Origin of the sequence: Chelativorans sp. M5D2P16 (genome assembly GCF_034427935.1) — a bacterium.
Lineage (GTDB): Bacteria > Pseudomonadota > Alphaproteobacteria > Rhizobiales > Rhizobiaceae > Chelativorans.
Genome location: NZ_JAXQNM010000036.1, coordinates 156,770 through 171,103, shown reverse-complemented (window position 1 = coordinate 171,103; position 14,334 = coordinate 156,770). Strand labels below are relative to the sequence as shown.

Below are 14,334 nucleotides of genomic sequence, written 5' to 3'. Positions count from 1 at the left end.
CAGGGTGACAGTGCCCGTCACTTGGGCTAATCCCTGCGCGAGTTCCTCAAGCCCGCTTCCGTGCTCTCCAGTTGCCGAGTAGAAGGAGAACCCCATGCCGCAGCCGCCGGACATGATCGACCGTCTCGACACGCTGGCGGAGCCCTATTCGGTCGTCCTTTGCGACGTTTGGGGCGTGGTGCACAACGGTGTCTCGGCCTTCTGCGATGCCGTGGAGGCGTTGAAGCGCATGTGCGCCGCCGGCAAGACCGTGGTCCTGATCACCAACGCCCCGCGCCCGCACGATCAGGTCGAGGAGCAGCTTCGCCTCCTGGGCGTCGACGACGCGGCATGGGACAGCGTGATTACCTCGGGCGACGTCACCCGTGAATTGATCCGCAACGCCCCCCGCAGGCTGTTTCACATCGGTCCGGACCGCGACATGACGCTTTACGACGGTCTCGACATCGAACTCGTGGAGGAATTCGAGGCGGCGGGCGTGGTCTGCACCGGGCTTTACGATGACGAAACCGAGACGCCGGAGGACTACGCCGAAGTCTTGCAGCGCCTGCGCACACGTGATCTTCCTTTCATCTGCGCCAATCCGGACATCGTCGTCGAGCGCGGCGACAAGCTCGTCTTCTGCGCCGGCGCGCTCGCGCGCGAATACGGCCTCATGGGCGGGCGCACGCTGATCGCGGGAAAGCCGCATCGGCCGATCTATGAGGCCGCTCTGGCCGCCGCCGGCAACACCCTCGGCCGTGCGGTCGGTCCCGCCGATGCGCTCGCCATCGGCGACGGCGTGCTGACCGATATCAAGGGTGCGGCCGGCATGGGCATCGACGTGCTCTATGTGACGGAGGGCATACACGCGGCCGAGCACAGCGAGAACGGCAGGCCCGACCCGGCCCGGCTGGCCGCTTTTCTGGAACAGCACGGCCTCCAGCCGGCAGCGGCGATCGAAAGGCTACGATAGAGGCGGAACGTGGCAGGCGGCATCCTGAGATGTAGCGGACCCCGGGCCCTCCCGCCCCGCTTGCACGGCGGAGTTGTCGTCATCGGCAATTTCGACGGCGTCCATCGCGGCCACCAGTCGGTGCTGGCGCGCGCGCTCGAAATCGCCGCAACGCACGGATGCCTGGCCATCGTGCTCACCTTCGAGCCGCATCCGCGCAGTGTCTTCCGTCCCGACGTGCCGCTCTTCCGCCTCACACCGGCGCCGATGAAGGCGCGCCTCCTGGAGGCGATGGGTTTCGACGCCGTGGTCGAGCAGCCTTTCACGCGCGATTTCGCCGCCCTGTCGCCGGAGGCTTTCGTCACGGAGATCCTGGTGCGCGGTCTCGGCGCGGCGCATGTGGTGACCGGCTTCGACTTCCACTACGGGAAGAACCGCGGCGGCACGCCGGAGACTCTTGCCGAGGCCGGTGCCGTGCACGGGTTCGACGTGAGCCTGGTCGCCCAGTTCTCGGACGAGGGCGGAGACGTGGTCTCCTCCAGCCGGGTACGAAATTTGCTGGCGCAAGGCGATGTGGCCGAAGCCGCCGGCCTCCTGGGCTATCGCTACACGGTGGAAGGCGTGGTGAGCGAGGGCAAGCGGCTCGGCCGCACCCTCGGCTTTCCCACCGCCAACATGGCGCTGCCGGATGAGACGGCCCTCGCGCACGGCATCTATGGGGTGCGCTTTCGCCGCGCCGACGGCACGCTGCACGATGGCGTGGCGAGCTTCGGCCGCCGGCCGACCGTCGACGAGGAGGGGCGGCCCCTTCTCGAGACCTTCGTCTTCGATCTCGATGACGCGCTTTACGGCGAGACCTGTGCCGTTTCCTTTTTCGGCTTCCTGCGGGGCGAGGAGAAGTTCGACGGGCTGGAGGCGCTGGTTTCGCAAATGAAACAGGATGAAGCGGAAGCGCGGGCGCTGCTTTCGGGCGTAAGACCGCTTTCCGAGATCGATCTGAGGATCGCGTTCTCCGGTTGAGACCGGTGTTCCGCGCGGCTCAATCGCGCCGGTTCAACCCCGTGGCGAAGCGCTTTGCGTTTTCCACGTAATGCCGGGCGGTCTCCGCCAGCTTCGCCTGCGCCTCTTCGTCGAGTCGCCGCACCACCTTGGCCGGGGCACCGAGAACGAGCGAGCCGTCGGGGATCTCCTTGCCTTCGGTAACGAGCGCATTGGCGCCGATCAGGCAGTTCCTGCCGATCCGGGCGCCGTTGAGCACCGTCGCGCCCATTCCGACGAGGCTGTTTTCGCCGATCGTGCAGCCGTGCACGACGGCGCTGTGGCCGATCGTGCAGAAGCGCGCGAGCGTGGTGGGAAAGCCCGGGTCGGTGTGCAGAACGGCATTGTCCTGGATGTTCGCGCCCACACCCACGGTGATCGGCTCGTTGTCGCCGCGCAGGACCGCGCCGAACCAGACACTGCTGTCCTCTTCCAGACGCACGTTGCCGATGACGGCGGCGGTCGGCGCGATCCAGCAGAAGCCGGCGGGCAGGCGAGGGGAGATATCGCCGAAAGCGTAGACGGACACGAATTTGCCTCCTTGCGGATACGAACGAGACCGGCGCCAGGGCGCGGCGCCGCCCGCCGGCTACATATCGGCTTATCCCCTGCTTGAAAACGCCCCACCTTGTTCGGCCGGCGCGAAGATGGAGATCGCCTTGGGATGCACCTTGAAATGCGCCGGCGTCGCGGTGACGATTTCCCCGTCCGTGTTCACCGGCATCGGCTTGTCCGTCTCGATGTCGAACTCGACACACCGGGCCGTACGCACCTCCTTCCAGGCGCCGTGGCGGCCGGAGCGGAAGGAACGCAGCATCAGCGCCAGTTTCCAGAGGTTCTTCATCTCCAGGCTGTAGAGGTCGAGATGGCCGTCATCGATGGCCGCCGTTTCCTCCACGACGTTGCCGCCGCCATAGTGCCGCCCGTTGCCGACGGCGATCTGATAGGTGTGGACCTCGATCGTGGCGCCCTTTTCGGTGATCCGGGCGGCAAAACGGTTGGCCTTGGCCATGACCTTCATGGCTGCCAGCGCATAGCCCAGCCTGCCGAACCGCTTCTTGAGCGCCGGATCGAGCCCTTGCGCAAGTTCCGTGCTCAGCCCGATGCTGGCGACGTTGAAAAAGGCGTGGCCGTTCACCGTGCCGACGTCGATTTGCCGGGCCTGACCGTCGGCAATCACGCCGGCGGCTTCCACGAGGTTCATGGGAATTTCCAGAGTGCGCGCAAGGTCGTTGGCCGTGCCCATCGGCATGATGCCCATCGGCAAGCCGCTTTCCATCACGGCGACCGCCGCCGAGGACACCGTGCCGTCGCCGCCGCACACGACGACAAGATCGGCCATCTTGCGCAGGCGCACGATGTCGCGCGCGATTTCCGGCAGCGCCTCGAAGGGTTCGACCTGGGTGACCAGCCCGCCGGCACGGAGCCGATCGAGCACCGGCGCGAGCGATTCCTGCCCGCGGCGTGCCTTGGGATTGATGAGCACAAGCGCCCGTTTCGTGGTGACGTTGTCCATGGAAGCCCGCAAGAGGATGAAAGTTGCGGGAGATATATGCCCAGCGGCCGCGTATTGCGACCGTGGCAGGCGCGGCATCGCTCGCCTCGCGGATTAAATCTTTGTAACGGTCGGGGCGAACGCCGTGTCCTGCGGAGCTCCGCCCGCGTCTCTCCCGTCTCCGCCGAGCACGATGCGCGCGGCTTCCCGGGCGAGCGCCGGCGACAGGAGGAAGCCGTGGCGGTGGAAGCCGTTGACGAAGAGCGTCCCGTTCCGCTCTTCGATCTTCGGCAAATTGTCGGGGTAGGCGGGGCGAATGCCGGCCGCGGCCTCGACGATGCGCGCTTCGCCGAAAGCGGGATGGAGCGCATAGGCTGCATTGAGCAGTTCCATGGCCGAGCGCGCGGTGATCGGTCCCTCGTCGGCGCTTTCGATCATGGTCGCTCCCACCATGAAGCGGCCGCCGCTGCGCGGGACGATGTATACCGGGAAGCGCGGGTGGATGAGCCGCACGGTGCGGGAGAGCCTCACCTCTCGTGTCTCGAGATAGAGCATCTCGCCGCGCACGCCGCGCAGTTCCGGCACCGAGGCGGCAGCGGCAAAGCCTGTGCAGTCGACGACCCGGTCGAAGGTCTCGCCCCGCGGCGGCTCGGTACGATTGAAGAGGAAGCGCACCCCGGCGGCTTGCAGCTTTTCAGCCAGTGCCCTCAATGCCTGACGCGGATCGAGATGCGCTTCCTGCGGAAAGAAGAGCCCGGCGCGGAAGCGGCCTGCGAGGTCCGGTTCGAGCGACGCGATTTCGTCGGCGGCAACGTGGGAATGTCCCTCCGTGCGCGTGGCGAAGCGGCGCAATTCGGCGGTGTCGCGCGGCGGCGCCACGACAAGCGTGCCGTTGAAGTGCACCAGGCCCGGAACGGCCGCTTCCCACCAGCGCGCGGCCTCGCGGCCGAGTTCCACGACGGTGGGCTCGGCGGCCTCTCGCTCGCAAAATGGCGCCAGCATGCCGCCGGCAAGCCACGATGCCCCGCCGCCCGGCGCGGAGCTTTTCTCGATGACGATTACGTCGGCCCCGCCGCTGGCCAGTTCATGGGCGACGGTCAAGCCCGCGACGCCGGCACCTTTGACGAGAATACGCATCAGGGGCTCTTCGCCAAAATAAAGATATGGCCAGCCGGACAGGCCCGCGCCCCGGCATACCCCCTCTGCCCTGCCGGGCAGAGGGGGATGAGAGCGCCAGTATTCGCGGGCATGGCTCGAATGATCCCGCTGCACCTAGGTTTCGTGCGTTTGCTCCGCCGCCTCCTCGACCGGCACGTAGAGCTTTCCGCCCTCGCGATATTTTTCCGCCATCTTCTCCATGCCCTCCTTTTGCGCCTCGGCGCGGATGTCGTGCGAAATCCGCATGGAGCAGAATTTCGGTCCGCACATGGAGCAGAAATGTGCCACCTTGTGCGCTTCCTTCGGCAGCGTCTCGTCGTGGAGCGCACGTGCGGTCTCGGGGTCGAGCGAGAGGTTGAACTGGTCCTCCCAGCGGAACTCGAAACGCGCCCGCGACAGCGCGTCGTCGCGGATCTTTGCCGCCGGATGGCCCTTGGCGAGATCGGCCGCGTGGGCGGCGATCTTGTAGGTGATGACGCCGGTCTTCACGTCGTCCCGGTCGGGCAGGCCCAGATGCTCCTTCGGCGTGACGTAGCAGAGCATGGCCGTGCCGAACCAGCCGATCATCGCCGCACCGATACCGCTCGTGATGTGGTCGTAGCCGGGCGCGATGTCGGTCGTCAGCGGTCCGAGCGTATAGAAGGGCGCCTCGCCGCAGATCTCGAGCTGCTTGTCCATGTTCTCCTTGATCTTGTGCATGGGAACATGGCCCGGCCCCTCGATCATCACCTGGCAGTCCTTCGCCCAGGCGATTTTCGTGAGCTCGCCCAGCGTTTCCAGTTCGGCGAACTGAGCCGCGTCGTTGGCGTCGGCGATCGAGCCGGGGCGCAGTCCGTCGCCCAGCGAGAAGGAGACGTCATAGGCGCGGCAGATCTCGCAGATCTCCTCGAAATGCTCGTAGAGGAAACTCTCCTTGTGGTGATGAAGGCACCACTTGGCCATGATCGAGCCGCCCCGGGAAACGATGCCGGTCACCCGGTCGACCGTGAGCGGCACGTAGTGCAGCCGTACGCCGGCATGAATGGTGAAGTAGTCGACGCCCTGCTCGGCCTGCTCGATGAGGGTGTCGCGGTAGACCTCCCAGGTGAGCTCCTCGGCGACGCCGCCCACCTTCTCCAGCGCCTGGTAGATCGGCACGGTGCCGATCGGCACCGGCGAATTGCGGATGATCCACTCGCGGATGTTGTGGATGTTGCGCCCGGTGGAAAGGTCCATCACCGTGTCGGCGCCCCAGCGCGTCGCCCACACCATCTTCTCGACCTCTTCCGCCATGGAGGAGGTGACGGCCGAATTGCCGATATTGGCATTGATTTTGGTCAGGAAGTTGCGACCAATGATCATCGGCTCGATTTCGGGATGGTTGATGTTGGCCGGGATGATCGCACGGCCGCGCGCCACCTCGTCGCGCACGAATTCCGGGGTCACGTGATCGGGAATGGCCGCCCCGAAGCTCTCGCCGTCGCGCTCGAGCTTTTCCTTCAGCTTCTCGCGCCCGAGGTTCTCGCGGATGGCGATGAACTCCATCTCCGGCGTCACGATGCCGGCGCGCGCATAGGCGATCTGGGTGACCGCCTTGCCGTCGCGTGCCCGGAACGGACGGTTGCGCGTGGGGAACTCCGGCGTCAGCCGATCGCCGCTCACAAAGCCGTTGTCCTCCGGCTTGACGATCCGACCATCGTAGCGCTCGACGTCCCCGCGCGCCGTGATCCAGGTTTCGCGCAGACGCGGCAGGCCCTTTTCGATCTCAATCTGCGCCTCGATGTCCGTGTACGGGCCGGACGAATCATAGACCGTTACCGGCGGCTCGCCGGCCGTCGGGTGGACGGCGATCTCGCGCATGGGCACGCGCAGATCGGGATGGCGCGTGCCGGGCTTGTAGACCTTGTGCGAGGCCGGCAGGGGACCTGTCGTGACTTCGGGTGTCGGTTGGTTGCGGGCATCCATGGCATGGCTCCTTCGCGCTTTGCACAGGAGACCCAGTTCTTGGAAGGATGAGGGAGAGGCTCTTTCTGATCTGTGGGCCTGAACCCGGTCGATGGGGCGGTTCCCCGAAAAGCCGTCGCACCATCCCTACGCCAGTATGAACTGGATCAGGTTCTAAGGGTCACCGCGCTGCCTTTTAGGCCAGCGGTATCTCAGCCCGTTGTCCGGGCCCCCCTGGTGAAGACGCAAGTTTAGAGGCGATGGTGCGGGGCTTGTCAAGCGTCTCCGCCCCGTCTGAGTCTTTTCCGGGAGAGAGCCGGTGGTGCTGCCGGCATTGCGCCCTCAGTCGAAAACGACAAAGAAGGTGACTGTGAAGGCGGCCGGCCCGGGCTGCTCCACCACCTCGAAGCTGATGCGGTCGCCGGCCGCGAACGCGAGCATGGCCGAATGGAAATCGGCAATCGCGTGCTGCCCTCCGCTGCCGCCGTAGGAATGCGACAGACGGTAGGACGCGCCCTGCCGGCCGCTGCTTTTCACCGCCTCCAGCGTGTAAGTTCCGGCGGTGCCCGATTGCTGGCTCATCGTCGCCGCTACCACCTTGCCGGAAAAGGGCATGCAGGGGCCGTCCCCGATGGTCTGGCCGCTGCCGAAAGATATCCTCTGGCCGAGCGCGGAACCGTCCAGCCCACCGGTAAAGGCGAGCGCCTGCGCTCCCAGCGTCCCAGCGCTGCTGCCCGTACCCCACAGGCCGCCGGGGAACTTCACCAGCCCGTTGTTGCGGTCGACCACCAGGGCCGTGTGGTAGGCAGCACCGTCCGGGCTGACCTTGATCGAGAAATCGTCGTTGCCCAAAAGCCCGAACAGAGCCCGGGCGCTCCAGGCGGTCTGGAAGATGAAGCCCGCATCCTTGTCCGCTCCCGCCTTGTTCACCGTGGCACGTATGTGGCCGGAGCCGGGCGTGACGTCGTCGTACGAGAACAGGGCCGCGTCGGACTTGATAGCGAAGCGGTTATAGCCATCGGCCGCCGTGTTGACGCCGATCATGGGAACGACGCCGCTGGCCAGATCGTCGGCCGTGAGATTGCCGATCGCGTCCGTCCAGGCGCTGCCGTTCCACACGACAAACCGCGCCTCGTCCTCGACCCAGGCGAGCCAGCCGATTCGTTGCACGAGCCTGATCCAGGCGCCGTCGGCGAAATAGGCGATGTTGGAGTCCCACCCCTCCCAACCATCACTCGCGCCCTCAGCGACGATGTAGCGGTCACCCTCCTCGGGCGTATCGGGCGGCGCGGTCCAGTCGCGGTCGAGCACGGAAACCTGTGTCAGGCCGTCCAGCAGACGGATCGCCTCGTTGTGCGTCACGTGCTTCTGGGCCTGGCTTGGCATGATATAGGGGAGTTTCAAAAGGGCGGTATTCTCCGGGTCGATGCTCATGGCAGCCTCGCAAGCAATTGTCGTCAGGCTGATCATAAGGCGCGCCGCCTATGCGGGGACAAATGGCATCCCGGATGCATAAGTCTGTTTTCTCAAGCCCCTGGTTTCATTCTTTCTTTCACAGAGATTGCGGAAGGAGGACAAAAACTTTGTCCACGCCCTTCCTGGCTTCGCCCGGCAATGCCCGCCCATGAAAAAGGCCGGGCACGAAGGCCCGGCCTTTGCAGCTTGCTGTGGAGAGGCGCTTACTCCGCTGCCGCGCGGGCTTCTTCGAGCCAGCTGTCGACCTGGTCGCGGTTCTCCTCGATCCAGGTCGAGGCCTGGGCTTCGATATCGTCGTCGCCCGCATTCATCGCCGCGTTCTGGGCATAGATGTCGGGCAGCGGGATCGAGATGGTTTCAAGGAGCGCGCCGACGGCCGGGTTCTCCTGGAGGAACTCGGAATTGGCGACCGGAACGATGTCGTTGGCCGGGAAGCCGAGCGTGCAGGGGTCGGCCACGCAACCCTCGACGCCTTCCAGCGTGGCGGCGTCTTCCAGATCCGCCATGTCTTCGGGCAGATTGACTTCCGGCACCTCGATCCACATGACGTCCTCGCCCGGCACCACCTCGTTCACCGTCCAGTTGGGTGTCCAGGTGTAGAAGAAGATGGGCTCGCCGTTTGCATAAGCCGCGACCGCATCCGCCATGGACGCGGAGTAGCCGGCCTTGATCGCGTTCACGTGGTCACGCAGGTCGTAGGCGTCCAAGTGATGCTCGATATTGACCTCGCAGCCCCAGCCGGGAGGACAGGCCACCAGATCGGCCTTGCCGTCGCCGTTGCGGTCGAAAGCTTCCTTGACCTCGTCACGCTTGAAATCGTCCAGCGTCTTGATGTCGAATTCCTCGACCGAGGCCTTGTCGACGAGATATCCCTCGAGCGCACCGCCCCTGGCGACGGCACCAACGATCTCGGCACCGCTTTCAAAGGTGCTGCGATAGGTGTTGTGGAGCGGGAACCAGCCGTTGACCCAAAGGTCGACGTCGCCCTGGCTGACCGCCTGGTAGAAGGGTGGATTGTCGAGTGTCGTCGGGCCTTCCACCGTGTAGCCGAGTTCCTCGAGAAGCTGCTTGTAGATTTCGGCGTGGAACCAGCCCGTGTCCCAGGTGGCGCGCGCCATCTGGACGGTCTTGCCTTCGCCCGGCTGATCCTGCGCCACGGCGGGCGACAGCGAGCCGGCGCTCAGGAGAGCGGCGGCGGCGAGGGTTGGCACGGCTTTCTTTATCGTGAACATAAGCCTCTCCTTTCGTGTTCATTGGTGACCGCGGGCCGTAACCCGCATATCGCGACGGGACATCACCGCCCCGCTTCGGCGGGCTCAGTTGCCCGACTTCTTGGTTTCGCCCGTTGCGGCTGCGCGTGGGCGAAACAGCGAAACCAGCGTCTGGCGCAGCGACGGGGTCCGCACCCCGCTCTGCTCGCCGAGTGCTTGTGTGATGCGGTCGAGGATGATCGCCAATAGCACGATGCCGACCCCGCCCGCCGTCGCGCCGCCGACGTCGAGCCGACCGAGCCCCGTATAGACGGTGAGCCCGAGGCCCCCGGCGCCAATGAGGGCGGCGATCACGACCATGGACAACGACAGCATCAGGGTCTGGTTGAGACCGGCCATGATGGTCCGGAGCGCCAGCGGGATCTGCACCTCCCACAGCATCTGCCAGCGGGTGGAGCCGAAGGCTTCCGCCGCCTCTACGAGATCGCCGCGCACGTTGCGGATGCCGAGATTGGTCAGCCGGATGATAGGCGGCAGGGCGAAGATGATGGTGGCAATGATGCCCGGCACCATGCCGACCCCGAACAGCATGACGATCGGCACCAGATAGACGAAGGAGGGGATCGTCTGCATGATGTCGAGGATCGGCCGCGTCACCGCCCACAGCTTGTTGCTGCCGGCGACGAGAATGCCGATGGGCACGCCGATGACCGCGCAGAACAGCACCGAGGTGACGATCATCGAAAGGGTCGTCATGGTTTCCGGCCACAGCCCGATCATGTCGATGAAGATGAGGGCGATGATCGTGAAGAGCGCCATCCCGCGCCCCACGGTGCGCCAGGCGACCAGCGCGAAGGCGGCGGTCGTTACCAGCATGGGCACGAACTGGAAAAATGCCTCGAACATGTTGAGCACGCCCGTTACCGGCACCTGCAGGGCGCGGAAGAACGGCCGGAAGTTGGGCACGAGGAAGTCGCGCACCAGGGTGTTGATCCAATCGTCGAAAGGGATGACCAGAAGGTCAGACGGGCTGAACATGAGCGTCTCCGAAATGCGGCTGACTGGCAGGGGCGGTCACGATGCCGCCCGCGCTCCCGTTTCGCTTTGACCGGTCTCCTGCTGGGTCGTCTGCTCGTCCCCGGAAAGCTGAGCGAAGACGGCCTCGGGTTCGATGACGCCGATAAGTCGCCCCTTGCCGTCGAGAACGGCCACGGGCAGGCCCGTGCTCGCCAGCCCGTAAAGTTCGTGCAGCTGAGCGTCTTCCACCGCCGAAGGATAGTCCGTGACCAGCACGTCCGCCAAGGTAGTGCCCGCCTCGCCGTTGCCGCGCGCGGCGGTCGAAAGATCCTGATAGCTGACCACGCCGGCGACCTTCTCGCCGTCGAGCACGTAAACCGCCGTGCGGTTGCTCTCTTCCATCGTCTGGAGCGCGTCCTCGGCGCTGGCCGAAAGCTGCACCGCCGCAGGCGCGTTGGCGACATGGCCCGCGGTGAAGACGCGTCCGCGGTCGATGTCGGCCACGAAGGCGGCCACGTAGTCGTCGGCCGGATTGGAGACGATTTCCTGGGCCGTGCCCACCTGGACGAAGCGCCCGTCCTTCATGATGGCGATCCTGTCGCCGAGCATCAGCGCCTCGTTGAGATCGTGCGTGATGAAGACGATGGTCTTCTTGAGCTTCTTCTGCAGGCCCAGAAGCTCCTCCTGCATCTCCCGCCTGATCAGCGGATCGAGCGCGCTGAAGGGCTCGTCCATGAGCAGGATCTGCGGATCCGTCGCAAGCCCGCGGGCGAGACCCACGCGCTGCTGCATGCCGCCGGAAAGTTCCGAGGGATAGCTGTCGGCCCAGGCGGCAAGCCCGACCTGGTCGAGCGCCGCGAGCGCCTTCTGGCGCCGTTCAGCGGCACCGACGCCCTTGATCTTCAGGCCGTAGCCGACGTTTTCCGCGATGGTCTTGTGGGGAAACAGCGCGAAGTGCTGAAAAACCATGGCGATCTTGTTGCGGCGGATGCGGCGCAACTGTTCGGGCGAGCAACTGGCGACGTCGTCCTCGTCGATGAGGACCTGCCCGAAGGTGGGCTTGATGAGCCCGTTGAGCATGCGAACCAGCGTCGACTTGCCGGAGCCCGACAACCCCATCACCACGAAGATGTGCGCTTCCTCGACATCGAAGGTGGCATCCTGGACACCGACCACCTGTCCGGATTCTTCGAGGATCTCCTCCTTTGTCTGTCCCCGTTTGAGACGATCCAAAGCGTCCTGCGGGTTGTCGCCGAAGATCTTGTAGACGTCCCTGACTCGTAACTTGGGTTCCATCTTTCCTCTTTTTCGGCCGCTCGGGACAAGCGGAATTACGCCCTGAACAATATCGACGCGGCTGGCATGAATGTAAAAGAAACACCGGCTAGAATCGACTCCGATTCCAACCACCCCCTGATTGATGAGTTTTTATTTGCCGCGATGATAGGATGGGCGTTGTCATGATTCAACCGTAAATCGCTGCCGCGCGCCTGCGCCGTTCATCGCACCCGGCGCGCCGCGGGTCGTTGCGCGGCCGTGTTGCAGTTCCTCCTGCCACCAGCCCCGAACGTGGGCGCATGTTCCGGCAGCTACAGGAAATCACGGGCGACCGTCGGCGGAGGGGGCGGTCAGGTCCGCGAACACCTCCGGGTGCTTTCTGCAGAAGATCCGCAGTTCCGTCAGCACGGCATCGATATGCGCGACCATGGCCGCGCGGGCATCCTCCGGTCGTCCCGCTTCCAGTGCCGCGACGATCTCCACGTGCTCGCCATAGGTGACGGCATGGCGACGCGGCGAGCCGAGCAGCCGCCGCACCCGGTCCAGCGACAGCCGTACGCTTTCCGTGATCGCCCGAAGCCGGGGAAAGGCAAGCGCTTCGACCATCCGGTCATGGAGGGCAAGGTCCAGCGCGTGGAAGCCTTCGCGGTCATCGGTGTCCACCGCAATCTTTTGGCGGCGCAAGTTGTCCTTGAGCTCAGCCAGGAGGTCGGCGTCGCCGCGTCGCGCCAGCGTCTCGGCCACCTCCGCCTCCAGCGCCCGGCGCATGAACAGGTTCTCTTCCGCGTCCGAAAGGCGGATGAGAGAGACGCGCGAGCCGCTCTGCGGGCGGACATCCACAAGCCCCTCCCGCTTCAACCGGTTCAGGGCCTCGGAGATGGGAAAGCGGGAAACGCCGAAGCGGGCCGTCAGCACCCGCTTGTCGAGCTGGGCGCCCGGTACCAGTTCGAGGGTCACGATCGATTGGCGCAACGCATTGGCGACATGATCCGTCGTCCCGCCTCTGCGGGTTGCGATGGCTGGTGAAAATTCGGTGCTTGATGTCATACTAGCATGTTAGTAGGGTTTTCGCGGCTTGAAAATCGTGGCCGTTATTGCGGTCCCCGGTCGCCGGCGGGATTGGAGGATCCTGCATATGCATGCATCGTGCGGCTGTCGGACGACCGGGCATGTTTAAGTCGTATGGTTCAAAGGGAGGAGTACCAGTGAAGAAGAAGCTCACATATTCGCTCGCCGCCGCCGTGGTGGGCGGTGTTTCGTTTGCCGCGCTGCCCGCTTCGGCCCAGACGGTGCTGAAATGGGCGCACGTCTATGAGGCGGGCGAGCCTTATCACACCTGTGCCGTCGAGGCATCCGACAAGCTTATGGAGGCGACGGACGGGCGCTATTCCATAGAGGTGTTTCCGGCGTCGTCGCTCGGCAAGGAGGTCGACATCAACGAAGGTCTCGGCCTCGGGACAGTGGACATCATCTACACGGGCCAGCTCTTCGCCGGCCGCGCCTACGGGCCGATCGCCATTGGCGGCGCGCCCTACATGTTCCGCGACTACGAACATTGGGACCAGTTCCGCAATTCGGAGCTCTTTTCGGAACTCGCTCAAGGCTATGAGGAGGCCTCTGGCAATCACATCACCTCGCTCACCTATTACGGCGAGCGCCACGTGACGTCGAACAAGGAGATCAACACGCCTGAGGACATGGAAGGGCTCAAGATCCGCGTGCCCAACGCGCCGCTCTACATGATGTTCCCCAAGGCGGTGAACGCCAATCCGACGCCCATCGCTTTTGCCGAGGTCTATCTTGCCCTTCAGCAGGGCACCGTGGATGCGCAGGAGAACCCGCTGCCGACGATCGAGGCGAAGAAGTTCTACGAGGTACAGGACCAGATCACGCTCACCGGCCACATCACCGACGCGCTTCTGACCATCGTCGGCGGTCCGGTCTGGAATTCCCTGGATGAAGCCGACCGCGAGGCCTTCGACCGCGTGCTGGACGAGACGGCCGAATGCGCCACGCAGCAGGTGATCCAGAAGGAGGAGGAACTGGTCGAGGGGTTCCGCGACCAGGGCGTGACGGTCAACGAGGTCGACCGCACCCCCTTCCGCGAGGCGACCGTGAAGCTGCACAACGGCGAGGACGCCACCTGGGATCAGGACACCTACGACCGGCTGCAAGCAATCCAATAGGCTTGTTCCTCCCGCGCCGCCCGGGCGGCGCGGGATTTCCACCGGGGCTTTTTCCATGTCGGACAATGACAGCCGTTTCGGCGCGGAGCCTGCCGCGCCCGTTCACGACGACGAGGATCTTTCCGACCTGCGGGCCGAGGACAGTCTCGTCATTGTCGTCTTCTGGGTGCTCGCTTTCGTCGTCTTTCTCCAGTTCTTCACCCGTTACGTGCTCAACAACTCTCTGGGCTGGACGGAGGAGATCGCCCGCTTTCTTCTGATCGGCGTCACCTTTCTGGGGGCCATCATCGCGGTTCGCAAGGAAAGCCATATCGCCGTCGAACTGCTCTATCGCTACCTGCCGCGTCGGGCGCGTTTCGGATTGCAGATCTTCGCCGACCTCGTCTCGATCGTCTTCTTCGGCGTCACCGCCTGGCTGTGCAGTCAGATGGCCGGGCGCACGCAACAGATGATGGTATCCATCGACGTCCCCAAATCCGTCATCTACTGGATGGTCGCCCTCTGCTTCGTCGCCATGACGGTGCGTGCCGTCGTGGTTTTGCTGCGTCATCTGCGCACCGGGACGAGCCGACTCGTCGATCCCGAGTCCTTCCAACAGTCCGGGGCGCTTTGACCCAT

The 14,334-nt window shown here is 64.9% G+C and carries 13 protein-coding genes and 1 riboswitch; of the genes, 4 read left to right on the top strand and 9 right to left on the bottom strand.

The features are described 5' to 3' along the window. The first annotated feature begins 94 nt into the window (after positions 1-94). Both SIN08_RS16870 and SIN08_RS16865 read left to right on the top strand, forming a co-directional pair. Entirely contained in the window at positions 95-955 is an 861-nt protein-coding gene (locus SIN08_RS16870; protein WP_416208091.1) for a TIGR01459 family HAD-type hydrolase, read from the top strand. A gap of 9 nt (positions 956-964) precedes the next feature. After that, on the top strand, positions 965-1,954 hold the full coding sequence (locus SIN08_RS16865; RefSeq protein ID WP_416208090.1) for a bifunctional riboflavin kinase/FAD synthetase: 990 nt from the start codon (positions 965-967) through the stop codon (positions 1,952-1,954). 19 nt (positions 1,955-1,973) lie between these two features. On the opposite strand, the gene SIN08_RS16860 is transcribed toward SIN08_RS16865, so the two are convergent. The 9 genes from SIN08_RS16860 to SIN08_RS16820 all read right to left on the bottom strand — a co-directional run bounded on the left by SIN08_RS16860 (position 1,974) and on the right by SIN08_RS16820 (position 12,577). Further along, positions 1,974-2,501: a gamma carbonic anhydrase family protein gene (locus SIN08_RS16860; RefSeq protein WP_322452761.1), complete on the bottom strand. Its 528-nt coding sequence runs from the start codon at positions 2,499-2,501 to the stop codon at positions 1,974-1,976. Positions 2,502-2,573: 72 nt separating this feature from the next. Beyond that, positions 2,574-3,488 carry a lipid kinase gene (locus tag SIN08_RS16855; RefSeq protein WP_322452760.1) on the bottom strand — a complete coding sequence of 305 codons (915 nt, stop codon included), beginning with the start codon at positions 3,486-3,488 and terminating at the stop codon, positions 2,574-2,576. A gap of 93 nt (positions 3,489-3,581) precedes the next feature. Beyond that, positions 3,582-4,604 (bottom strand): glycine oxidase ThiO, encoded by a 1,023-nt coding sequence (gene thiO / locus SIN08_RS16850; RefSeq protein WP_322452759.1) that lies wholly within the window; start codon positions 4,602-4,604, stop codon positions 3,582-3,584. A 135-nt stretch (positions 4,605-4,739) separates the two neighbouring features. Then, positions 4,740-6,569, bottom strand: a complete 1,830-nt coding sequence (gene thiC / locus SIN08_RS16845; RefSeq protein WP_322452758.1) for a phosphomethylpyrimidine synthase ThiC — start codon at positions 6,567-6,569, stop codon at positions 4,740-4,742. A 105-nt stretch (positions 6,570-6,674) separates the two neighbouring features. Beyond that, a riboswitch (TPP riboswitch) is annotated at positions 6,675-6,794 on the bottom strand. A 96-nt stretch (positions 6,795-6,890) separates the two neighbouring features. Further along, positions 6,891-7,982 carry a DUF2793 domain-containing protein gene (locus SIN08_RS16840; RefSeq protein ID WP_322452757.1) on the bottom strand — a complete coding sequence of 364 codons (1,092 nt, stop codon included), beginning with the start codon at positions 7,980-7,982 and terminating at the stop codon, positions 6,891-6,893. A gap of 245 nt (positions 7,983-8,227) precedes the next feature. After that, a complete protein-coding gene (gene proX, locus SIN08_RS16835) occupies positions 8,228-9,256 on the bottom strand; it encodes a glycine betaine/L-proline ABC transporter substrate-binding protein ProX (RefSeq protein ID WP_322452756.1) in 1,029 nt (342 codons plus the stop codon). Positions 9,257-9,340: 84 nt separating this feature from the next. Next, positions 9,341-10,273 carry an ABC transporter permease gene (locus tag SIN08_RS16830; protein WP_322452755.1) on the bottom strand — a complete coding sequence of 311 codons (933 nt, stop codon included), beginning with the start codon at positions 10,271-10,273 and terminating at the stop codon, positions 9,341-9,343. A gap of 36 nt (positions 10,274-10,309) precedes the next feature. Further along, positions 10,310-11,548 (bottom strand): glycine betaine/L-proline ABC transporter ATP-binding protein, encoded by a 1,239-nt coding sequence (locus SIN08_RS16825; RefSeq protein ID WP_322452754.1) that lies wholly within the window; start codon positions 11,546-11,548, stop codon positions 10,310-10,312. 303 nt (positions 11,549-11,851) lie between these two features. Next, entirely contained in the window at positions 11,852-12,577 is a 726-nt protein-coding gene (locus SIN08_RS16820; RefSeq protein ID WP_322452753.1) for a GntR family transcriptional regulator, read from the bottom strand. A gap of 158 nt (positions 12,578-12,735) precedes the next feature. On the opposite strand from SIN08_RS16820, the gene SIN08_RS16815 reads away from it, so the two are divergent. Further along, positions 12,736-13,716 carry a sialic acid TRAP transporter substrate-binding protein SiaP gene (locus tag SIN08_RS16815; protein ID WP_322452752.1) on the top strand — a complete coding sequence of 327 codons (981 nt, stop codon included), beginning with the start codon at positions 12,736-12,738 and terminating at the stop codon, positions 13,714-13,716. Positions 13,717-13,771: 55 nt separating this feature from the next. After that, positions 13,772-14,329 (top strand): TRAP transporter small permease, encoded by a 558-nt coding sequence (locus SIN08_RS16810; RefSeq protein ID WP_322452751.1) that lies wholly within the window; start codon positions 13,772-13,774, stop codon positions 14,327-14,329. Positions 14,330-14,334 lie beyond the last annotated feature (5 nt).

Bases quoted from the DNA above. Each gene is read 5' to 3' on its own strand.
- SIN08_RS16870 (WP_416208091.1), top strand. From the start codon at position 95: ATGCCGCAGCCGCCGGACATGATCGACCGTCTCGACACGCTGGCGGAG.
- SIN08_RS16855 (WP_322452760.1), bottom strand. From the start codon at position 3,488: ATGGACAACGTCACCACGAAACGGGCGCTTGTGCTCATCAATCCCAAG.
- thiO (WP_322452759.1), bottom strand. From the start codon at position 4,604: ATGCGTATTCTCGTCAAAGGTGCCGGCGTCGCGGGCTTGACCGTCGCC.
- thiC (WP_322452758.1), bottom strand. From the start codon at position 6,569: ATGGATGCCCGCAACCAACCGACACCCGAAGTCACGACAGGTCCCCTG.
- SIN08_RS16840 (WP_322452757.1), bottom strand. From the start codon at position 7,982: ATGAGCATCGACCCGGAGAATACCGCCCTTTTGAAACTCCCCTATATC.
- proX (WP_322452756.1), bottom strand. From the start codon at position 9,256: ATGTTCACGATAAAGAAAGCCGTGCCAACCCTCGCCGCCGCCGCTCTC.
- SIN08_RS16830 (WP_322452755.1), bottom strand. From the start codon at position 10,273: ATGTTCAGCCCGTCTGACCTTCTGGTCATCCCTTTCGACGATTGGATC.
- SIN08_RS16825 (WP_322452754.1), bottom strand. From the start codon at position 11,548: ATGGAACCCAAGTTACGAGTCAGGGACGTCTACAAGATCTTCGGCGAC.
- SIN08_RS16820 (WP_322452753.1), bottom strand. From the start codon at position 12,577: ATGACATCAAGCACCGAATTTTCACCAGCCATCGCAACCCGCAGAGGC.
- SIN08_RS16810 (WP_322452751.1), top strand. From the start codon at position 13,772: ATGTCGGACAATGACAGCCGTTTCGGCGCGGAGCCTGCCGCGCCCGTT.